At 46.5% G+C, this 19,413-nt stretch carries 22 protein-coding genes and 1 pseudogene; 20 read left to right on the top strand and 3 right to left on the bottom strand.

All coding sequences use genetic code 11. From position 1 onward, the window contains the following. Nucleotides 1–144: 144 nt before the first annotated feature. On the bottom strand, nt 145–1,299 hold the full coding sequence (locus M2433_RS09345; protein WP_429057046.1) for an AlbA family DNA-binding domain-containing protein: 1,155 nt from the start codon (nt 1,297–1,299) through the stop codon (nt 145–147). A gap of 375 nt (nt 1,300–1,674) precedes the next feature. Here M2433_RS09345 and M2433_RS09350 point away from each other — a divergent pair, with 375 nt between their 5' ends. The 16 genes from M2433_RS09350 (at nt 1,675) to M2433_RS09425 (ending at nt 13,679) form a co-directional block, all read left to right on the top strand. Then, complete coding sequence (locus tag M2433_RS09350) at nt 1,675–1,908, top strand: DinI-like family protein (protein ID WP_429057049.1); 234 nt, start codon at nt 1,675–1,677, stop codon at nt 1,906–1,908. Nucleotides 1,909–2,279: 371 nt separating this feature from the next. Continuing rightward, nucleotides 2,280–2,531 carry a hypothetical protein gene (locus M2433_RS09355; protein ID WP_429057051.1) on the top strand — a complete coding sequence of 84 codons (252 nt, stop codon included), beginning with the start codon at nt 2,280–2,282 and terminating at the stop codon, nt 2,529–2,531. An 8-nt stretch (nt 2,532–2,539) separates the two neighbouring features. After that, nucleotides 2,540–3,286, top strand: coding sequence for a hypothetical protein (locus tag M2433_RS09360; RefSeq protein ID WP_429057054.1), 747 nt, complete (start codon nt 2,540–2,542; stop codon nt 3,284–3,286). 3 nt (nt 3,287–3,289) lie between these two features. Beyond that, a complete protein-coding gene (locus tag M2433_RS09365) occupies nt 3,290–3,742 on the top strand; it encodes a hypothetical protein (RefSeq protein ID WP_248192935.1) in 453 nt (150 codons plus the stop codon). A 210-nt stretch (nt 3,743–3,952) separates the two neighbouring features. Continuing rightward, complete coding sequence (locus M2433_RS09370) at nt 3,953–4,153, top strand: hypothetical protein (RefSeq protein WP_047174588.1); 201 nt, start codon at nt 3,953–3,955, stop codon at nt 4,151–4,153. Next, on the top strand, nt 4,144–4,512 hold the full coding sequence (locus M2433_RS09375) for a RusA family crossover junction endodeoxyribonuclease (RefSeq protein WP_429057056.1): 369 nt from the start codon (nt 4,144–4,146) through the stop codon (nt 4,510–4,512). The genes M2433_RS09370 and M2433_RS09375 overlap by 10 nt, the downstream gene beginning before the upstream one ends. Beyond that, nucleotides 4,512–5,531, top strand: coding sequence for a DUF968 domain-containing protein (locus M2433_RS09380; RefSeq protein ID WP_429057059.1), 1,020 nt, complete (start codon nt 4,512–4,514; stop codon nt 5,529–5,531). Before M2433_RS09375 ends, M2433_RS09380 begins: the two co-directional genes overlap by 1 nt. 12 nt (nt 5,532–5,543) lie before the next feature. Continuing rightward, complete coding sequence (locus M2433_RS09385) at nt 5,544–6,149, top strand: hypothetical protein (protein WP_429057062.1); 606 nt, start codon at nt 5,544–5,546, stop codon at nt 6,147–6,149. A 1,107-nt stretch (nt 6,150–7,256) separates the two neighbouring features. Next, complete coding sequence (locus M2433_RS09390; protein ID WP_000286102.1) at nt 7,257–7,472, top strand: class II holin family protein; 216 nt, start codon at nt 7,257–7,259, stop codon at nt 7,470–7,472. After that, entirely contained in the window at nt 7,472–8,008 is a 537-nt protein-coding gene (locus M2433_RS09395; RefSeq protein WP_429057065.1) for a lysozyme, read from the top strand. Before M2433_RS09390 ends, M2433_RS09395 begins: the two co-directional genes overlap by 1 nt. Beyond that, complete coding sequence (locus M2433_RS09400) at nt 8,005–8,517, top strand: hypothetical protein (protein ID WP_429057068.1); 513 nt, start codon at nt 8,005–8,007, stop codon at nt 8,515–8,517. The genes M2433_RS09395 and M2433_RS09400 overlap by 4 nt, the downstream gene beginning before the upstream one ends. Before the next feature lie 153 nt (nt 8,518–8,670). Further along, the gene (locus M2433_RS09405; RefSeq protein ID WP_429057070.1) at nt 8,671–9,174 is read left to right on the top strand and encodes a hypothetical protein; all 504 of its coding nucleotides are present in this window, start codon (nt 8,671–8,673) and stop codon (nt 9,172–9,174) included. 1,131 nt (nt 9,175–10,305) lie between these two features. After that, nucleotides 10,306–10,863 carry a recombinase family protein gene (locus M2433_RS09410; RefSeq protein ID WP_429057175.1) on the top strand — a complete coding sequence of 186 codons (558 nt, stop codon included), beginning with the start codon at nt 10,306–10,308 and terminating at the stop codon, nt 10,861–10,863. A 170-nt stretch (nt 10,864–11,033) separates the two neighbouring features. Further along, nucleotides 11,034–11,453, top strand: a complete 420-nt coding sequence (locus M2433_RS09415; RefSeq protein ID WP_059312364.1) for a translesion error-prone DNA polymerase V autoproteolytic subunit — start codon at nt 11,034–11,036, stop codon at nt 11,451–11,453. A gap of 2 nt (nt 11,454–11,455) precedes the next feature. Continuing rightward, nucleotides 11,456–12,724, top strand: coding sequence for a Y-family DNA polymerase (locus tag M2433_RS09420; protein ID WP_429057074.1), 1,269 nt, complete (start codon nt 11,456–11,458; stop codon nt 12,722–12,724). 166 nt (nt 12,725–12,890) lie between these two features. Beyond that, nucleotides 12,891–13,679 carry a hypothetical protein gene (locus M2433_RS09425; protein WP_429057076.1) on the top strand — a complete coding sequence of 263 codons (789 nt, stop codon included), beginning with the start codon at nt 12,891–12,893 and terminating at the stop codon, nt 13,677–13,679. Nucleotides 13,680–13,757: 78 nt separating this feature from the next. On the opposite strand, the gene M2433_RS09430 is transcribed toward M2433_RS09425, so the two are convergent. Next, the gene (locus M2433_RS09430) at nt 13,758–14,429 is read right to left on the bottom strand and encodes an SOS response-associated peptidase (RefSeq protein WP_429057079.1); all 672 of its coding nucleotides are present in this window, start codon (nt 14,427–14,429) and stop codon (nt 13,758–13,760) included. A 494-nt stretch (nt 14,430–14,923) separates the two neighbouring features. Between M2433_RS09430 and M2433_RS09435 the strand changes: the two are divergent. The 3 genes and pseudogenes from M2433_RS09435 to M2433_RS09445 form a co-directional block, all read left to right on the top strand. Further along, nucleotides 14,924–15,094, top strand: a pseudogene (locus M2433_RS09435) (NADP-dependent isocitrate dehydrogenase); the annotation flags it as partial. Nucleotides 15,095–15,172: 78 nt separating this feature from the next. Continuing rightward, nucleotides 15,173–15,520, top strand: a complete 348-nt coding sequence (locus tag M2433_RS09440) for a DUF1304 domain-containing protein (RefSeq protein WP_429057080.1) — start codon at nt 15,173–15,175, stop codon at nt 15,518–15,520. Nucleotides 15,521–15,593: 73 nt separating this feature from the next. After that, a complete protein-coding gene (locus M2433_RS09445) occupies nt 15,594–15,839 on the top strand; it encodes a DUF2543 family protein (RefSeq protein ID WP_047348921.1) in 246 nt (81 codons plus the stop codon). Between the two features lie 290 nt (nt 15,840–16,129). Here the strand turns inward: M2433_RS09445 and M2433_RS09450 are convergent, their stop codons facing one another. Then, nucleotides 16,130–17,629 carry an EAL domain-containing protein gene (locus M2433_RS09450; RefSeq protein WP_429057084.1) on the bottom strand — a complete coding sequence of 500 codons (1,500 nt, stop codon included), beginning with the start codon at nt 17,627–17,629 and terminating at the stop codon, nt 16,130–16,132. 235 nt (nt 17,630–17,864) lie between these two features. Between M2433_RS09450 and M2433_RS09455 the strand changes: the two genes are divergently transcribed. Continuing rightward, a complete protein-coding gene (locus M2433_RS09455) occupies nt 17,865–19,385 on the top strand; it encodes an EAL domain-containing protein (RefSeq protein WP_429057086.1) in 1,521 nt (506 codons plus the stop codon). Nucleotides 19,386–19,413: the final 28 nt, after the last annotated feature.

Genomic DNA, 19,413 nt, shown 5'->3' on the forward strand with positions numbered 1-19,413 from the left:
TTTGTATGGCTGAGTTGTGAGGAGGGATTTACCCTCCTTGACAGGCACTTTTTAGCGATGAGCATACGGTCATAATTGAGTCGCAATGGAACTTGCTAGCAATGCCGCGTGTCAATCAACTTGGTTCAGGCCATTCACTAACAATCACTTCGCTTTTTCAGAGATGATGTAATCCTTAAAACCCTTAAAGTCCAAGGAGAGATGCTCACCTGTTGTCTCAATTGCAAACTCCTGCTCAATCGGCGTGGCTAATTCACCGCCTAAAACACGCAAGCAAATGCGAATACGCCCGGGACCTTCCGGCAAAATTGCAATTAACTCCGAACTAGCTTGCTCCCCAGGTAATAGAGATCCTAAGCGAATGTGGCATTCAGGAATCTGGGCACCTTCAATTATCTCTAGACTGTTATCTCTGTTAAACAATGGACCGCCTTTAAAGGTCCCGCTGTTTAGTATGTTCCTGGTAGGGTTTGGCTTTTCAGGCAAATCACTTTCTGGGATTACCTGCACATGGGAATCTGTTGTCTCAATAGTTAGTTCAATTTTGGCGTTGGACAACTGCACGCCAGACCGATTGAGAAGTACTAGTCTAAGCACAGTAAGCGCTTTATTTATTCGCATGTACTCTGCGTATTCGCGGAAGAAATCCCTGTTGTCCATGTAAATGCTTGAAATATCGGGCATGTCAAAAGGCCCTAATGATTTTGAGGGCCTTTCGTAGTCTGGAAATTCCTCAGTGAAATGAAGGTAAGTGTGGGTAAAGTTGAGGGGAAGAGTGTCATTATCAGGTGTCCGCAGGGATAGCTCGATTTTCATCTCTGCACGACCATTGTCTTCATGCCCCATCGCGATGGTTTCGACAGGTTCGGCTTCATCAGTGCTGCTTCCTCTTCGGACATAAACAACATTGCTTTTGAGTTTTCCGTAAGGACTCGTGAGATAAAATGGGCGTTTCTGTTTTGGGATTGAAATGATGCCGATGGTCTTGCCTTCATACAGATGTTCCTCATAGCTGAATGTAAGCTTCGGCTTCACCTTGCTGTTCACGAACTGCTGGATTCGAGAGTCATCAATAGTTTCATGGATTCCAACTACCTCCGCAGGATTGGGACGCTGATCTTTGAACCCCAACAGGATATATCCAGTGCCATCACGCCAGGAGTTAGCTATAGCGAGAATATCTTTAAGTAGTTCTGATTTATCGTTCTCAGAGCCATTGGTAAAGCGGTACTGGGCAGATTTGAAGTCAATATCAGTTCCCTCGCTCTTATAGCGCAGCATACTTAATAAATTGTGCATTTTTGTTCCCATGCTTTGGTTTTATAAACACATTATAAATAAATCGCCGTACGAGTGTTAGGTATGAAGAACAGCGTTGATCTGCTCTACGTTGAGCCACGCAAACTGTTATTAGCACAGATGTAATTGGCGAAAAGTGGACCTACAACTGATGCGACCGTTCTAATTTTCAAGTTGCTAAGCGCTGAACTTGTTGCTCGCTCTCAATACTGAGTTTGCTAAAATCAATAAGTTATCGGATTTTTCAAAGGTCGCTTATAGAGTCTTTTTTTCAACAGTTGAGCTTTGTATTCGCATTTCGTGCGGTTAAAGCGTTGATCAAACACATATAGCGGTGTACTGTATGGATATACAGCTGCAGGGGCGGAGGAATTTATGAAAGTTGAAGTAACCATTGATCATACTAAAGAACTTCCTAAGGGCGCTCTCCCGGTGCTGGAAACAGAATTATTAAAACGACTCCAGAATCACTTTGATGTGTGCAGTCTGGTCATACGTCGTGCAGGCTCGGATGGCTTAAGTGTTTACGGTGGCAAGAAGGAGGTTAAGAAGAAGATTGAGGAAATCCTCCAGCAGACCTGGGAAAGTGCAGACGACTGGTTTTATTGATACAGCATGCAGAAATTTTCCAGTTTGGAGGGGAGATTGGTGGAACAAAAAGAAGAATTACCAAACAAGGGCTATGCGGTCATCAGGTGCAACGATGGGGTTATCGTTGCGCGACTGCACTCATTTCCTGATAGTGGTCGTGCACTCATGTACAGACGCGGGGATGAGGTGTCATTCATGCCGTTACAGGATGATGAGATAGTGGGAACACCGACACTCTTTACGCAGATTCTCAAAAATTTAGGATATCGGATACCCCCCGTCGTGGAACAAAAAACCTAATAAGCACCTTAACGTGTATTGCATTACCCAGTAAAGTGATATACTCACTTAGAAGAGTAAGCCCTTAGATTATACAACGGAGTGCATAAATGTCTGATACAAACGTAAACATAAATGCAAATACAAATACAAATGTAAATGAAAATAATGAAGCTCCTAGAAACAATCCTCCTGTTATGCCTTTAGGCATGAGATTTGGGATTGCATCAGATATTTGTTTCATGGATTTACTGGATCATCATAATGATGGGAGTGGGAAATACTGCTTTTATTCTATAGCGTTAACTAAAGGTCATGCCCAACAGATAGTAAAAAACCTAACTAAATTTATTGAAAGTTAAGGTGTGTCATGAAAGAAAAGATATGTGATGAATTTATTGATATTTCTTATACTGTGCCTATAGAAGTAATTGAGCATCGTAATGAAGATTTGTCATTATTTTTGCAATCTGACATTACTCGAATGGAGGTCAAGGAATTCTATGATACCCAATCTTCGTATTTTATGTGCGAATCATACATTAATGATTCTAAATGGCATGAATGGGCAAGTGCATTAGAAAATATTAAACTTCTTGATGACTTGTCTCATCAAGAATTTGCATATGAGTCTAATGAATGTAATTCTAGTCTAGTTTTTTTCGAAAATTGCACTCAGCGCTTCGATAATCTTTGTAATATCACTCATAATTTATCTGTAGATTTTAAAGATTCTGGGGTTTTTTTAGAATATATTAAAAATGCAATAACTCGACACAAAGAAAAGGTAACAGAAAGGCGTCGTGAGCTTAGCCATGAGCATCTTTATACAGCAGCTAAGTCTTTTATGGAGTTTTTACGGTATGTACCTGCATTTTCTGTTAAACGTAACATTAAAGTCTACATTGATGATAAGACAGGGTATTTTGGGATTATCTATAAGAAATCAATTCATAATGCAGGAACTTTAAATATTCTTGTAAAAGACAATTTTGAGATAGATTTTTCTTATGCAAGAAAAAGAAAAGGTGTAATTACAATAACAGGTATTGCTAAATTTGGTAAGCACCATGAGAATTCTGATCAAATCCTATCTCTTTTCAGATTAATGGAGTAATTTATGAGTTGTCATGCTATCAATGGTGTCGATTTTTCATTAATTCCAGAAGTGATTGCGTGCAGTGACAAGAGCGTTTGGCGATATATCATGGAAGGTGGTTATTCAGGCGACGGAGTAATCGATTTAGAGTGTTTTGAAATATTAGAAAAGGATGATTTTTATCTTTCATTTTATCATTCTAATAAAGATGGCAAGGAAAGCAAGGTAGCACATGTTCATAAATTAATAAAGCTTTCAAAAACAAAGCCGGCATTATATCTTTGTATTGATGTGCAAGAAGTTAATGTTAGTACAGAAGATAGAACTTATTTTTTTGACGCGACGTATCCGCATATTGGAATGTCTTATAAAAACTCGGAAGAACTTAATTCTATTGAAATCAAAACAATTCTAATGGAATTGTCTGACGTATACGAACGTGCACATGGAGGAGCGATCTCACGTATCCTTTGATTCATTTATCTACTATTATTGCTAATGTCAACTTTCGACCTTGATCCTCGATTTATAATTTTGATAGTATCATTTTATAGGGCTGAACACCCTATGCCTGCTGCGCCAATGGAGAGAAACCATGGCGCAAAAACCAAACAAGAATAAATCATTACTGACCCTTCAAAGGGCCAGCAATTTTCTTTTGATGTCACTCCTGCAGGAGGCGGCATGAAGAAAAGTTGGTTCACTCACACCGGGCTGACAACCGAAGAAGCCAATGAGCTGGTGGCTCGCTATAAGTCTAAAGGCGTCCCCGTCGAGAAAAGTCTCGATATTGACCCTCGTCTTTGGATAGTCAGCGCATTACTACCTCAGCAAAAATCCTCAGCTAAGACGGCGCAAAGTATGCGTTCCCGGGCATGGGGGTGATCGTGACCGTCTACAACATCCTTCCGATTGGTAAGCCACGCATGACGCGTGCAGACAAATGGAAAAAGCGCCCTGAAGTTATGCGTTACCGGGCCTTTTGCGATCACGTCCGGCTGCTGGGCATTTACATGCCAGAGTCAAATTCACACGTTACCTTCGTTCTTCCGATGCCGAATAGCTGGAGCAAAAAGAAGCGAGCAGAGATGAACGGGCAGCCCCATCAGGGTAAACCCGATCTTGATAACCTGATGAAGTCTCTGATGGATGCGCTCTTCGAGGACGACACGCATATCTGGGATTCAAGGATAACAAAGCTCTGGGGCGAGAACGGGCAGATCATTATTAGGGAGAGCGAGTGATGCGTGCGCTTCTTCGACCTGTGATTGCTAGGGAGCTGGGTGTCGTACTTTTGAAGCCAGGAAGAGAGCTGATGGAGTTGTTCACCGCAGGAAGAGTGTTAATCGAGCGCCAGCCAGAAAGTATGGCCGGGTATCAAACTGGTCGCGTTTCGGATGCGCGGCAGCCACTGGCTGAAAACGAGCAGCTGCGAAGCTTCTTTTTGAATGAACAGGTTCTGGCTGCTGCTGGTGGTATAAGCGGGCTTGATTACTGGTTGCTGAAGTACGACGGCGGCGATTGCCAATACGCTCATAGCGATTACCACTACCACGAACTAACCATCATGCACCATGAGCCAGGATCCATCCTGCTTTGTGGCTATTGCGATAATCACTTGCGAGAGCAGCGTACCGAAGCATTGGCAGAGCTGGCACGCAGAAATGTAATTGCCTTTGTTTTGGATTCTGTCCGCATTCATCTCTGCCTGGACAAAAGCCGGGAGATCTCACTTGCAGAGCTCTGCTGGTGGGCAGTTCGTAAAGAAGTTACGGATGCACTTTCAGAATCATGCGTTCGTGAAGCTCTTTGTATGCGTGAAGAAAGTCGTATTGGACGAGAAAGTGACATAATTCCCGAAGTAGCGGCCACCAGCATCCTTGGGGAATTAGTTTCAGCGGTCGACCTACCTGATGCGCTGACAGAACCGCTGGTGGGCGTGATGGTGGATCCAGCGCCGCCTCAGTCTTTCATGCGTCGACCAAAGCGTCTGCGCTGGGAAAGTCGCAATTATCTGAATTGGGTGAAAACACTGCCCTGCGAATGCTGCCAGCAGCAATCAGACGACCCGCATCACTTAATCGGGTGGGGGCAGGGTGGCATGGCAACTAAAGCGCACGACATATTCTCCATTCCACTTTGCCGCAAACATCATACCGAACTGCATAACGACCGCCTGGCATTCGAGCGCAAATATGGCTCGCAGCTGGAAATGATCATTAGAGTGCTGGACCGGGCCTATGCGCTCGGCGTTCTGGCGTAAGGAGAGAACAGGATGACACCACGTCAACGCCGTAACCATATTGAAGCGCTGGGTAGAGCAGCGAGTGCGCCGCGTAAAAGCTGGCTGGGTAAAAGCATGCTTCTTACAAGTATCCAGTCGGCCTGGATTAAATCATTGCTGACAACATGGGGAGACGGGGTAAGCGGTGGAACAGCACCTCGCTTGCCTCGCGCTCATGCATGCTGGGATGTTCTTAAGGGCGGGCGATGGTCGGATAAGGCTTTGTCTCGCTTTACAGCTGCACTGGAACAGGCTCGAGCAGAAGGATTTAGAGGGCCGCAGGCGCTAAATCGCGCTCACGCCATTTTGTGGCCACAGCCAGCCACCAGCATCATTGATGAAGCCATTCACGATGATGACGTTGATTTTGTCGAGCAGTCAGTTCTGCAGGCGCTTGATGTAAATGATCCTGTTTATATCGTCGGCCTGCAGTACTACACCACACGCAAAAAAATCTCAGATATTACGCGGGAATTACAGTCGGTCGCGCCGTGGTTAACGGACTGGGAGGCGAGAAAACGTGTACGCTGGTGCCTGGAAATATTCAGGGCGAAGGTCTTTTTATCTACGCGGAAACTCCTGGCTGAACAGAGATAAGTTATTAGTTTTTTGGCTTTTCGTGCTCAATTTCAATTTATGTATTGATAACGAGCCAGGAATTTAGATAATTCATTCATGCTTGGCAGAGCTGCGCCGCGATGGCAGCGAACTTAAGCGACAATTTGAATATATCGAAAGCCCCGCCAGTCGGGGCTTTTGCTTTACGGCGATACGACAGGGGTATTCGCGAGGTGCATAGCATCAGTACCCCTGTCATATCGTCGCTCTTCAATCGATTTTCAATATTTCTAACGCAAGGCGATGACAGTGTCATAACGTAGAGGCCGAAAACATTAAAGGCCCACTTCCTGTAGCCCTTAATGAATATATTTGTCTGATTGCGTTGTGAATTTTCCAACTCATGCATATGCTTCTTAAGCATCCTGCGGAATGGATGTTTCTGAAAGCGATTTTGTGGTGGATCCCCCTAAGCGGAGGGGCGATTCAGCAGGACATTTCTCCAGAGTGTCCAACCAGCGCGCGGAAATGAATGCTGTAAACATTTCCACCGGGAGGCACCCGGCACCACACCCTGAGTTATTGCCAACTTAGCTCCTTACGCCTGCTTGTCCGAGCAGGCTTTTTTTTACAACGTAAATCACTCATTGACCGGATGAATACATCTTGATTAAGTTATGCATGTGATGAATTCCCCTAAGCGGTGGGGCGCCTGGTTAACTGCTATCTGCAGGTATGCGTGCGACTTCGATAACCAGAGATAAGTCACCGGGAGGCACTCGGCATCACACTCTCAAAAAAACACACTTTCGCGTCCACTTCGTCCCAAATCGCCATATACACTTCTTAATGAAACAATTTAAGAGGTGAATTATGAAAGAAGGATATTATTGGATAAGACACAATGACTGTGTCCAGATTGCTTACTTTTCGCATGGTCAAACCGAAGACATGCTGACTGGTAAGATCGTCAGTGGAGTTTGGCACCTGACACATGGCTTCGATCTTTGCCATAACGGTGAAGCCGTCGTTCTAAAAGGTCCAATACCACCACCTCTCTGAATCCTATTCAAACATTACAGGCTGCCTTAAGGCGGCCTTTTTTATTCCCTAAATTCAACACCCGCAAGCTCGCGAGGTGAGAGCATGTATCGAATGGAAAAAATTACAACGGGTATTGCATACGGCGCATCTGGAGGGGGGACCGGATACTGGTTACTTCAGCTCCTCGATAAAGTCTCCCCATCACAATGGGCGGCCATTGGTGTGCTCGGTAGCCTCATGTTTGGTTTGCTGACGTGGTTGACGAGCCTGTACTTCCAAATCAAAGCGGATCGCCGCAAAGCTGCGCGGGGTGAATAATGTCGAACAAAGCCAAACTCAGCGCAGCAGTGCTGGCGCTAATCGCGTCAGGTGCATGTGCTCCACTCATTTTCGATCAGTTCATCAGCGAGAAAGAAGGCAATGCGCTGGTGGCCGTTGTTGATCCGGGTGGGGTCTGGTCTTTATGTCACGGCGTAACCGTCATCGATGGCAGGCGTGTTGTTAAAGGTATGACGGCCAGTGAGGAACAGTGTCGAAAGATTAACGCTATTGAACGCGATAAGGCATTAGCCTGGGTTGACCGCAATATCGAAGCAACTCTTACAGAGCCGCAGAAGGTGGGTATCGCATCCTTCTGCCCGTACAACATTGGTCCCGGTAAATGCTTCCCTTCGACATTCTATCGGCGCATCAATGCAGGGGACCACATAGGTGCATGCGAGGCAATTCGCTGGTGGATTAAGGACGGTGGACGAGATTGCCGCCTGACTAGAGGCCAGAAGAATGGCTGTTATGGGCAGGTCGAGCGGCGCGATCAGGAAAGTGCGCTGACGTGCTGGGGGCTGGACCAATGAAAATAAATCCGGGTCTTATCGGCGTTGTCGTGATTGCTGGCCTTTCGGTCGCTCTCGTTAAGAGTTGCTCAATCGCCAGTAGCCTTCAGAGCGATAACGACGTTCTGCGAAGTGACAACTCTTTGCAGGGGCAGGTGATCGCCATCCAGGCATTCAACTTTAGCCGGTTCAATCAGGTTGCAGAACATGCCAGCAGACTTAATTCTCTGATCGACACCAGCACCGAAGAAACCACCATCAAGTACCGGGAGATTCTCCGTCGTGAAAAAACCTGTGATCTGCCTGTTCCTGCTGATATTGCTGGTGGGTTGCTCGAATACGCGTACCGTCTACGTTCCAGCGCAATGCACCCCGATACCGACGAACCTGACACAGCCGATGGTAGTACCGCTGCCGCCGGCTCAATAACGTACTGCCAGGCTGTGCTCTGGATTAAGCCGTTGCTGGCTGTAATTGAAAAAGGCAATAACAATTTCGCTGGTATTAGGCAGATTGAGCGAAATCGTTAACGACGTTCAAAGCGGTTTTCTTTACACCATAAATAGTCCTGTATAAGCATTACATTCAATATGGAGCTCTGTGATGAAATATAAAATTTTTATGCTGGTAATTTTATGCTCCCAGCTTTCTGCGTGCACCACTCTTTATTATCGGTGAATGTTATGTTGAAGGTTGCGCATTACCTCATTCCTTTTTTCCTTACTGGCTGCATAAATGTTTATGGCCCTGTGAAAGCAGGAGGGCAGTCAAGTAATCCTGCGCAGAGTGTTGATGCGTCAGAAACGTCGACTTCTGCACCCGAAATAAAAATTGGCAACCGAAAGCCTGATGAGCTGATTAACGCAGTTCAACTTTACTATCAACAAAGAGGGATGACCCCTGTTGTGAATGACCAAACCATTGGGATCGTTGCAGCAGTCGGGGAAAATGTCGAACTTGCTTCCTTGATTCTCGATTGCACAGAGGTTAAGCAGACTCAAAACATTCAGGAGCGTTATCGTGTAGTCACGCAGGTATGGAGTGCAGGAGAAGGATCGAATGTCGCAGTGTCAGTCACAGGGTCTGCTGGACTCGTAACTGCGGACGGAAATGATAAAGTCAAGCCAGTAGAATGCAAAAGCACAGGTGCTTTCGAAATAGACCTCCTAGAGAGACTTAGAAAGTGAACCCTAAGGCGTTCTTCAGAATATGTCATGGTTCGAAAAAATTTCCCTTCCGAACTGAAATCCAACATTTCGGAAGGGAGACCAAAGCGGTCTTCGTTTCAAGGAGGCTCGGACTTTAAAGCAAAGCCTAAGAGAAATCTCAGTTATAAGTTAAAATGCTTTATATTGTGATTTATAAGTCATTACTAATTTCATGAGTTATGATTGCGCTTGTAACCATTTGCTTTTTTTATCTGATACGCCTACCAAAAATGAAGTTGTGTACTAATTTCAATATACACAAGTGAATCGATATCTTTATCATTCGGCTGAATCCCCCTATGCGGTGGGGCAAGCAGTCACTGTTGCACCTAACGTTTGCGGATTTGCAGACTGTGGCAAATTCACCGGGAGGCACCCGGCAACTGAATGAGAGACTAATGGAATAGCCTAAAAATCGAGCTAAGTGTGATGTGCTACCTACTTACTGCTAGACCCAGCCAGTTCTGTCCGAACTGGCTTTTTTTTCGAAAAAAAAGCCCTCAGGGTGAGGGCCGGCAAATATTTCTATAGTGCTTCTTACTCTAAGGAGTTGCTTTCTCTGGTATTGGTAGGAGCCAGTTCAGAGAATCTTAAGGATGGACGCCATGGCTGATTTAACAAGCGTAAGCGGCAAGTTTTAGGAATTACCTTATATTATCCCCTGTGGCGGATAGTAACTACGATATCCCCACCCGAGGATATGACTGTCCCCCCAAGGCGTCTGAGGCTATATGGGTCCTTTCCGACTATCTAAGATGTTACGGGGCGGCGACCTCGCAGGTTCTCGCTATTTATGAAAATTTTCAGGATTTTGCCTTTTCCGTTCTTCTTCTTACTAATTATCTGTCTTTGCTGGGTATATTGCCTGCCGGATTATGCGAAACGCCAGCCTGAACAGAAAAAAAACCGGACACAGGATTACCCGTGGCGTCTAAGTAGGTTGGGGTTTGCATACCGAGCCCAAATGCTCCCACTTGCATAACATTCCCGGCAGCGGTTCCTGCGTCCTTTGTCGCGCTACTTCCTAAACCGACGTTTTATAGATTGCTCTTGAGCGGCCAGGCCGATAACTTCACCTGATTTTTTTGCAGAATTTATTGGGTGAAAAATATGCAAATTGGCTATGTAAGGGTGTCAACAAATGACCAAAATACTGATCTTCAGCGGCAAGCACTCGAACGCGTAGGATGTGAACAGATTTTCGAAGAAAAAATGAGCGGAACAGTGGCAAACCGGCCAGCACTCAAAAAGCTTCTTAGGGCATTGAATGAGGGTGATACGCTGGTAGTTTGGAAGCTGGACCGCCTTGGGCGCAGCATGCGGAATCTGGTGCTGCTGGTGGACGAACTCCGGCAGCGAGGCATTCACTTTAAGAGCCTCACTGACAGCATCGACACATCAAGCCCGATGGGCCGCTTCATCTTTCATATCATGTCAGCCCTGGCGGAAATGGAGAGGGAGTTGATTGTGGAGCGCACCCGGGCAGGTTTGGCGGTTGCGAGGGAAAAGGGGCGGATTGGCGGCAGGCGTCCGAAGTTAACAGCCGAACAATGGGCGCAGGCCGGGAGGCTTATTGCTAATGGGGTTGAAAGGAAGCAGGTCGCGATTATTTATGACGTGGCCGTATGCACGCTTTATAAAAAATTCCCCGTTTCAAAATCGGCTTAAATTTACTCACATAGAATTACTGCCACAAAATTTACAAAAGCCATAATTCGAAACGAGAGAGAAACTTAGAAACGAAACGGCGAAGCTTTAAGCAGTGACGGTAGGGCCTGCATCTTGCGGACACTTACAAATAAAACTACTGTATATAAAAACAGTATTTGAGGTGTGCAATGGAATTCATCAGGCCAACAGAACTGCGAGAAATTATTGCTGTCCCGCTTTTCAGTGACTTAGTGCAGTGTGGCTTCCCAAGCCCTGCGGCAGATTACGTTGAACAGCGTATCGATCTCAATGAGTTACTGGTTTCCCACCCTAGCTCAACATATTTCGTTAAGGCGGCCGGCGACTCAATGATAGAAGCTGGGATCAGCGATGGTGATCTGCTGGTGGTGGACAGCTCGCGCACAGCTGAGCACGGTGACATTGTCATCGCCGCGGTGGAAGGGGAATTTACTGTTAAACGCCTGCAGCTACGCCCGACAGTCCAACTCATTCCAATGAATAGCGCCTACAGTCCGATTGTTGTAGGCAGTGAAGATACGCTGGACGTTTTCGGCGTCGTGACTTTCATCGTTAAATCGGCGAGCTGAACATGTTCGCGCTCTGTGATGTGAATTCGTTCTACGCATCATGCGAGACGGTGTTTCGGCCTGATTTGAGGGGGCGCCCGGTTGTCGTTCTCTCGAATAATGATGGCTGCGTAATTGCGCGCAGCGCCGAGGCCAAAGCCGCCGGAATCACCATGGGTGAGCCTTTCTTCAAACAAAAGGAGCTTTTCCGGCGTGCTGGCGTTGTTTGCTTCAGCAGTAACTACGAGCTGTACGCAGACATGTCGAACCGGGTAATGACGACGCTTGAGGAAATGAGCCCCCGCGTCGAAATTTACAGTATCGATGAAGCTTTTTGCGACCTGACTGGCGTTCGCAACTGCCGGGACCTGACTGACTTCGGCAAAGAAATCCGTTCTACGGTTCTCAAGCGTACGCACCTGACAGTTGGGGTCGGCATCGCGCAGACCAAAACCCTCGCTAAGCTCGCAAACCATGCCGCCAAAAAATGGCAGCGGCAAACGGGCGGGGTAGTGGACCTATCCAATCTCGATCGTCAGCGCCGACTGCTTGCTCTGGTTCCGGTGGAGGACGTCTGGGGCGTCGGCAGGCGCATTAGTAAGAAGTTGAACGCCATGGGCATCAAAACGGCTCTGGACCTCTCAGAACAAAGCACATGGATTATCCGTAAACACTTTAACGTGGTACTCGAGCGAACGGTCCGGGAGCTGCGCGGCGAGCGTTGTCTTGATCTGGAGGAGTTTGCGCCAGCAAAGCAGGAAATCGTCTGCAGTCGGTCATTCGGCGAACGCGTCACCGAGTACGAACAGATGCGCCAGGCTATCTGCAGTTATGCAGCGCGTGGCGCCGAAAAGCTTCGCGGCGAGCATCAGTATTGCCGCTTTATCTCTGCGTTCGTGAAAACCTCTCCCTTTGCGCTTAACGAGCCGTATTACGGTAACTGTGCCTCCATGAAACTTCTTACCCCCACTCAAGATTCCCGCGACATTATCAACGCCGCGGTAAATTGTCTGGACAAAATCTGGAAGGATGGCCACCGGTACCAGAAAGCCGGCATCATGCTGGGTGACTTCTTCAGTCAGGGGGTGGCCCAGCTCAACCTGTTCGATGAGAACGCGCCGCGGGCCGGAAGCCATAAGTTGATGGAAGTTCTCGATCACCTGAACGCTAAAGATGGAAAAGGCACACTCTACTTTGCAGGCCAGGGCATACAGCAGCAGTGGCAGATGAAGCGAGAAATGCTTTCTCCACGATACACTACAAGATATTCAGATCTTCTTAAAGTAAGATAAATAGTTTCATATTATGCCCAAAAATGAGTTTTTCTAATGTCTGTTTAAAGTGATATAAGCACAATTGAATAAAACTAAGAACATTTCTGTTGATTATTATGAGGCTTTTAGTAATATCCTCTTGAAGTCAGAGTGAGTTCGTTCTAGTTAAGCCTAAGGAGAGCAAATGCCAAGAGGACTAATTTCAGGTGTAGATTATTCAGATAAAGACATCCTTGACTCTCATGTATATCCGAAGATGAAGGGGGAGCCTCTTGTTGATGCCAATGATTGTATTGTCATTCCTGTTAGAAATGCAGAGTCTCCGCATTTTAGAAAAATGGGGGGGCAATCTTTCGGTGTGCAGTTAGGTAAGGCAGAGAACAATCCAACACACAACAATTGCGTAAATGCATTGCATGAGAATTTAAATTCTGGCGAGATAAATAAAATAACGATCTCTACGTATGTTTTCGGGAGTGATAACAAACCTGAGGAACAAGTTTTTTTTATCTCGCCAAATGGTAGTCAATACAAATGGTTTAAGGAAGCGAATGCCCGTAACGCATTCCATGATGGAACCTATATTCAACCTGATATCGGTGGAAGGGATGTAAACAAATTTTTCCCTACTGCTGTATGCCCTAACATAATTATCGAAGTTATTCGTACGCACTCTCCTGAAAGAGACACATTTGAAAAACTATTAGAACTTTCAAAAACAAATCACTATGTTCTTTTTTATTTTATTGGTGAAAATAAAAAATCTTCAGTTTTAAATAATTTTTATTCTTTTGATGGCGAACTCAAAATTAGAGTCTCTCATTATCTAATTAACGGCCAAGTATTTAAGAATGGCATTCCCTATTCTAAGCAAGGAAAAAATCAAACTTTTGAAGAATGGTATGAATATCTTAACAGCAGCTATTTCACTTTTGCCAAGGAAAAAAGTAAAAAAAATAATCCCAAGGCTTAATAAAAATGTTATCTTTAATGCATGTCTCGTCATGTGCTCGTTATTCGGTCATAGTAAAATGATTACTCCTAATAAGGTTCAGGGGACAGCCTCGATTAACTCTGGACCCTGATTCTTCACATTTCCCACGGCACGCGTCACGGCGTGCCAGACAAACTTGTCGGCAGGCACTGCACCGTCGGCCGCTATCTCTTCAGCTTCTTTCCCCACTACATCCTGAAGCATCCATTCGCGCGCAGCTTCAGGTGACAGAACAAGCGGCCGGCGGTCGTGAATATCGACCAGGCCTTTGTCAGCTGCAGACGTCACTATCAGAAATCCTTCCGCTTCATCGCCGCGCTCAAACGGTGTGCTGCCGATTGCCGCCATGAAAATGGGCTGGCCGTCAGCACGGTGGATGAAGTAGGGCTGTTTCTTGTCGCCTTCCTTTTTCCATTCGAACCAACCATCCGCAAAACAGATCGCCCGGCCATGCTGCCAGAGAGGTTTGAACATACGGCTGGTGGCCGCGGTTTCGACGCGCGCGTTAATCAGTGGCGCTTTATCCCACCACCCTGGCGCGTAGGACCACAGAACCGGATCGAGATGCAGCTGCTCGTCTCGTTCGCTCAGCAGCAGGACTTTGGTGCCGGGCGCGACGTTGTATCGGCCAATAGGCTCAGGGTCATAGGCAATGTCGCGATCGGCTTCATCGGCCAAGTACGACAGATATTCTTCACGGGTTTGGGCTTGTGCAAAACGTCCACACATAGAAACCTCCAGTCGGATGTCAGACTGAAAGTATAGGGCAGGGAGAAAAATCAGCGCGCTGGTTAAGTCTTACAAACGGATTCGTGGCGATTATGCAGATCAGATAGAAAGGCGTGAAGCGATGAGTGGCGAAACAGGAAAGGAGCTACGCATAGTTTTCAATATGACTTCAAGAGCGGACTATGGGCGTTTAGTAATCAATTTCTTTCCTAACATAAACACTAGCCATCACCGTTAAATCAGAAGTGAAACAGATGGATATGTTAGGAAAAAAATCTAACCAACGGATTTTAAAGAATCACATAAGGGGTTTAAAAAACCTTTTCGATTTAGCATATTCAAGAGGAGGATAATGTCTTCAACCGAAAAGTGGTTATCAAAACCCAGAAATAATTAAATACAATCAACTGGTTAGCCTATTGCTAAAAATATGTGACGAGAGCATTATTTCTGATTTTTTTACTTAAAAATCAATGCGTCATGATTGATTTCATGAAATACTGCTGCGTCATATGGAATGGTTCGAAGCCGCAGACCTGATCGTTAAAGGTATGGAAGGCGCGATCAACGCGAAAACCGTAACTTATGACTTCGAACGTCTGATGGAAGGCGCTAAGCTGCTGAAATGTTCAGAGTTTGGCGACGCGATTATCGCGAACATGTAATCCAGTTTCTGGGTTATACCGGAACGGGAGCCTGAGGGTTCCCGTTTTTTTTTGCCTCTGCCTGCGGGAGACAGCACGATGTTAGCCACGGTTCTTATCACGGTTGTTGCGTTAATTCATCTCTATATCCTTGTGCTGGAAATGTTCCTGTGGAACACCAAAACCGGGCACAAGGCCTTTAATCTGCGTCCCGACTTTGCGCGCGATACCCGCGTGCTGGCCGCGAATCAGGGGCTGTATAACGGTTTTCTGGCGGCAGGTCTGCTCTGGAGCCTCTGGCTCGGCGAAAAGGGCATTCAGGTGGCCATCTTCTTCCTGACCTGCGTGTTAATTGCCGGTGTATTTGGTGCAGTGACCGCCAGCCGAAAAATTTTGTATGTGCAGGCTTTGCCCGCGTTCGCAGCGCTGCTTGCGTTGCTCATCTGAAGCAATGCTTTGGTTGAGCCAGGGCGTCCGATATACTCATGACTTGACCCATACAGGTTGAGAAGAGACTGCGATGAACAACGATATCCCACTGAAATATTATGACATTGCCGATGAGTACGCGACGGAAGCCGCAGAGCAGGTCGGTGAGTCAGAGCGCGACGCGCTGGCACATTATTTCCAGCTGCTGCTCACCCGTTTAGCGAATAATGAGGAAATTAGCGAGGAAGCCCAGCAGGAGATGGCCGCGGAGGCCGGGATCCGCGCTGCCCGCATTGATGATATTGCGAACTTCCTCAATCAATGGGGCAATGAATAACCTGCCTTAAAAACCATTATGCTGATGCTTTGCCAGACAGCTCAGCATCACGCTATCGGACCACATGCATTTTTTTCGCAGAATATGCGAAGCGGGAGTGTCGATAAACAGCGCGAAAATAACGATCAGAAAAAAGAGTACCACTGGGAAAAGTAAGGATAATTTCACGTTTTTAACCAAATAAGAGTGTGCTTCAGGGTAATCTACCGTCTGATTGTGACGACTATATGTTTTTGCGAATAAAATAGAAACGCCCGGGCAGAAAAAATACGGGCGCGCCGGGCTTCGGGTTACGGCGCGACCCCGGTGAGCCGCTTCGCCAGCTCGCTCCGGGTGAGTGACTTAGAAAAATACCAGCCCTGAATCAGCGCATCGGGATATCTGTCAGCAATAAAGCGATACTGTATTTCATTCTCCACTCCCTCAAAAACCAGGGTCTTATTCAATCTTGCAAGGGCATCGCTAAAGATTACAAATATGTTTTGCTTATAATGCTCACTGATGCCATCCACCAGCGACTTATCGATTTTGATTTCATCATATTCAAGCAGTGACAGCCTGGCGAGGTTTGAATTTTGCACGCCAAAATCATCGATTGATATTTTTACGCCAAGAGATTTCAGCTCCTGACAGAATCCCTCGAGGATATCCGCAGCGGAAATGGCCTTCTCAGAAAGCTCAACCTTTATCAGGGAAAGGGGAAGGTGATGGGCTAAACAGACCCGGCGCAAAACGTTAATGAATTGTCCATCTTCAATTTCCTTTCGCCCGACGTTGATTGAGACAATCAGCTGATGCTTAATCGCAAGCGGGGCAATTTCAGAAAGGGATTTTTCAATAATGTTATTATAATATTTTTTATACAGACCGATCTTCTTAATTAACGGAATGAAAAGCTCCGGAGAAACGTCACCGTGCTTTTGATCGCGCCATCTCGACAGAACTTCTACGCCGACTATTTTTTGATCGTGAATGCGAATAATAGGCTGGTAGTTAACGCAGATGGTATTCGTAATGACGGCCTTGATCAGCGTGCGCTCCAGCGAAAAACGGTCTTCATAGATACGGAAGATAAATAGCGTTATCGCAGCCCAGATACAATAGAGAATGACCGCGAGCAGCGTAAAGATAAACGGGGGTAACGAGGCCAGCCCTGCGTCGTGATGCTTCACAATGACACACAGGTCCCAGATGGGGCTGCACTGCGTCAGGGTCAGGGTAAACAACCTCGAATGCAGCCAGCTCTGCTGCTTTAACTGAGGAGTGGTCGAAAAAAAGGTTCTGCCGAAGTCTTTGGTGGTGGTACTCAGTGAATAGCTTGCCGTAACCGGGGTGAACTTATCGTAAGCATAGCGGGAGGTGAAGATAATAATATTATTATAAATTGCCGCATTGCCTGTGAAAAAATCTTTTCTGGAAAACTGCGCCAGCAGAAAGCCCCTCGGCGTTTTATGCAGCTCTGCAGGAAGTGCAACGGGCGTCGCGAGTTTACCCCAAAAGGCGGTACAGGCTATTTTCCCCTTCTCAATAAAACCGATATCGCCGAAATAGAGGCTATTAAGCTTTATTTGTCTGTAGCTATCAAGGCTGCTTTTATCACACCCCTGCGTTGTAATACTTTTAAGGGCCAGCGCCACGCTTTGGGACAAATCTTCTGAATAATGTAAAAGGGTGCGCGATATCTCAAGCTGTTTGCTCTTTTGCTGACCCACAATAACCGCATTGACCGCATAAAGAGACAGGAGGACCAGAAGCGTTGAAACGATAGCAACGGCAATGAGTTTTTTCATTTTCCAGTTATCCTGTCCGCTCCCTGATTTCACAAATCTTAACACAGCCTGGGCAAGGTACAAGCCTGATAGCCACGGCAGGTGAGTACATTCAGCAGGATGAACTCATACGAAATCATCAGTTTTTTAAGACAAATCTCAGCTAAGCTTTTTTCATTGTTATAGCAACGCCGGGTTAGCCTCAGGCTCTTCTTCCAGAACATCCATGCTTGTTTTTTCTCTTAAGGAAAACATCGTGCGCAACGTGACTATTCCCATTCTTAGTGCCCTGTTTCTCTTTTTGAGCGGCATACTGATCGTTAACTGGCAGCTATGGCAGATGGCGAAACTTAATAATATTCACACCGCCACCGTAAGCACCCAAAAAATAGAAAACATTCTTGCTGAAGCCACCAGTGCGGCCACCACGGCGAAGCGGGTTGCGGCTCAAGGGTGTACCAGTAGCGGACAGCTGGCGTTGGGGACAGAAGCGGCGCTTAAACCGCATTTGCGCGCCATCATGATCCAGCAGCAGGGTAAAATCATCTGTACTTCCCTTCCCGGAAATGGCGTATTGATAACTCACCCGGAGATGCTACCTGACGAAAAATTAATGCTGTTACCCGGCAATCGACGGGTGAACGGTGTTCCGGTGCTCCTGTTCCAGATGCCCATTGCGGGCGGGCGCGTCATTGTCAGCGTCAGTGAGGCACATTTGCAGGACGTTATTGCAAATGCGTCCAACAGCGTTGACCTGGGGCTCGTTGTCGGTGAAAGAATGCTTGCGCGCAACGGTGATGTCACCGCCTGGAAAGCGGCCTCGTGGGCAGGGGCGCTAACGGCATCAACGCTATTCCCCTTTAGCCTGGCCTGGCAACCTCCTGCCTTTTTTAGCCTGACGCGACTGCTGCACCAGGGATGGAGCCTGATACTGCTTATTCTCGCGTTATCCGTAGCGGTGGGCATTTTAATCCAGCGTTACAAGGGGAAAAGCACCTCATTTGAAGATGATTTGCGGAGAGCCATTTTGCACGGTGAAATCGTTCCTTATTATCAACCGATCGTGAACGGTGATACCGGCGGGTTGTATGGCGTTGAAGTGCTCGCAAGATGGAAGCATCCAAAATCAGGCTTTATTCCGCCGGACGTCTTTATTCCGATTGCCGAACGTAGCGGTTTAATTATCCCTCTGACCAAAGGGTTAATGGCGAAAGTGGTTACTCAGCTTAAGCCGCTTTTGCCTAAGCTACCGGATGGGTTTCATATCGGGGTAAACATCAGCGCCAGACACATCAATGCCCCTTCGTTTATTGGTGACTGCCGCGTCTTCGGGAAAGGGTTTCAGGGTAAAGAAGTTAAGCTGGTTCTTGAGGTAACCGAGCGTGAACCGTTGATCGATAATCCTCATCTGGTGAAAAGCCTCAACACGCTTCATAACTCAGGTTTTGTCATCGCGCTGGATGACTTTGGTACGGGCTATTCCGGGCTGTCGTGCCTTAATGCGCTTGCCATTGACTATATTAAAATCGATAAGAGCTTTGTGAACCGGGTTTCAGAGGAGAAGGATTCAACGATCCTGCTGGACTGCGTCATAGACCTCGCGAAAAAACTTTCGTTGCGCATTGTAGCTGAAGGCGTCGAAACGAAGGAGCAGCTGGAGTATCTCAACCGTAATGAGATTACCCTGTTGCAGGGTTATTATTTTGGTAAACCCGTCTCCTATATAGACTTTATTAAAGTCATTTTATCTAAGCCTCGGGAGACGGTAAGTTTGTAAAACAAAATTAAGACGAGCTTCTGTTGTA

The organism is Enterobacter sp. AC1, from assembly GCF_050434705.1.
GTDB lineage: Bacteria > Pseudomonadota > Gammaproteobacteria > Enterobacterales > Enterobacteriaceae > Enterobacter > Enterobacter cloacae_L.

Bases quoted from the DNA above. Each gene is read 5' to 3' on its own strand.
- M2433_RS09345 (WP_429057046.1), bottom strand. From the start codon at position 1,299: ATGCACAATTTATTAAGTATGCTGCGCTATAAGAGCGAGGGAACTGAT.
- M2433_RS09350 (WP_429057049.1), top strand. From the start codon at position 1,675: ATGAAAGTTGAAGTAACCATTGATCATACTAAAGAACTTCCTAAGGGC.
- M2433_RS09355 (WP_429057051.1), top strand. From the start codon at position 2,280: ATGTCTGATACAAACGTAAACATAAATGCAAATACAAATACAAATGTA.
- M2433_RS09360 (WP_429057054.1), top strand. From the start codon at position 2,540: ATGAAAGAAAAGATATGTGATGAATTTATTGATATTTCTTATACTGTG.
- M2433_RS09365 (WP_248192935.1), top strand. From the start codon at position 3,290: ATGAGTTGTCATGCTATCAATGGTGTCGATTTTTCATTAATTCCAGAA.
- M2433_RS09370 (WP_047174588.1), top strand. From the start codon at position 3,953: ATGAAGAAAAGTTGGTTCACTCACACCGGGCTGACAACCGAAGAAGCC.
- M2433_RS09375 (WP_429057056.1), top strand. From the start codon at position 4,144: ATGGGGGTGATCGTGACCGTCTACAACATCCTTCCGATTGGTAAGCCA.
- M2433_RS09380 (WP_429057059.1), top strand. From the start codon at position 4,512: ATGCGTGCGCTTCTTCGACCTGTGATTGCTAGGGAGCTGGGTGTCGTA.
- M2433_RS09385 (WP_429057062.1), top strand. From the start codon at position 5,544: ATGACACCACGTCAACGCCGTAACCATATTGAAGCGCTGGGTAGAGCA.
- M2433_RS09390 (WP_000286102.1), top strand. From the start codon at position 7,257: ATGTATCGAATGGAAAAAATTACAACGGGTATTGCATACGGCGCATCT.
- M2433_RS09395 (WP_429057065.1), top strand. From the start codon at position 7,472: ATGTCGAACAAAGCCAAACTCAGCGCAGCAGTGCTGGCGCTAATCGCG.
- M2433_RS09400 (WP_429057068.1), top strand. From the start codon at position 8,005: ATGAAAATAAATCCGGGTCTTATCGGCGTTGTCGTGATTGCTGGCCTT.
- M2433_RS09405 (WP_429057070.1), top strand. From the start codon at position 8,671: ATGTTGAAGGTTGCGCATTACCTCATTCCTTTTTTCCTTACTGGCTGC.
- M2433_RS09410 (WP_429057175.1), top strand. From the start codon at position 10,306: ATGCAAATTGGCTATGTAAGGGTGTCAACAAATGACCAAAATACTGAT.
- M2433_RS09415 (WP_059312364.1), top strand. From the start codon at position 11,034: ATGGAATTCATCAGGCCAACAGAACTGCGAGAAATTATTGCTGTCCCG.
- M2433_RS09420 (WP_429057074.1), top strand. From the start codon at position 11,456: ATGTTCGCGCTCTGTGATGTGAATTCGTTCTACGCATCATGCGAGACG.
- M2433_RS09425 (WP_429057076.1), top strand. From the start codon at position 12,891: ATGCCAAGAGGACTAATTTCAGGTGTAGATTATTCAGATAAAGACATC.
- M2433_RS09430 (WP_429057079.1), bottom strand. From the start codon at position 14,429: ATGTGTGGACGTTTTGCACAAGCCCAAACCCGTGAAGAATATCTGTCG.
- M2433_RS09440 (WP_429057080.1), top strand. From the start codon at position 15,173: ATGTTAGCCACGGTTCTTATCACGGTTGTTGCGTTAATTCATCTCTAT.
- M2433_RS09445 (WP_047348921.1), top strand. From the start codon at position 15,594: ATGAACAACGATATCCCACTGAAATATTATGACATTGCCGATGAGTAC.
- M2433_RS09450 (WP_429057084.1), bottom strand. From the start codon at position 17,629: ATGAAAAAACTCATTGCCGTTGCTATCGTTTCAACGCTTCTGGTCCTC.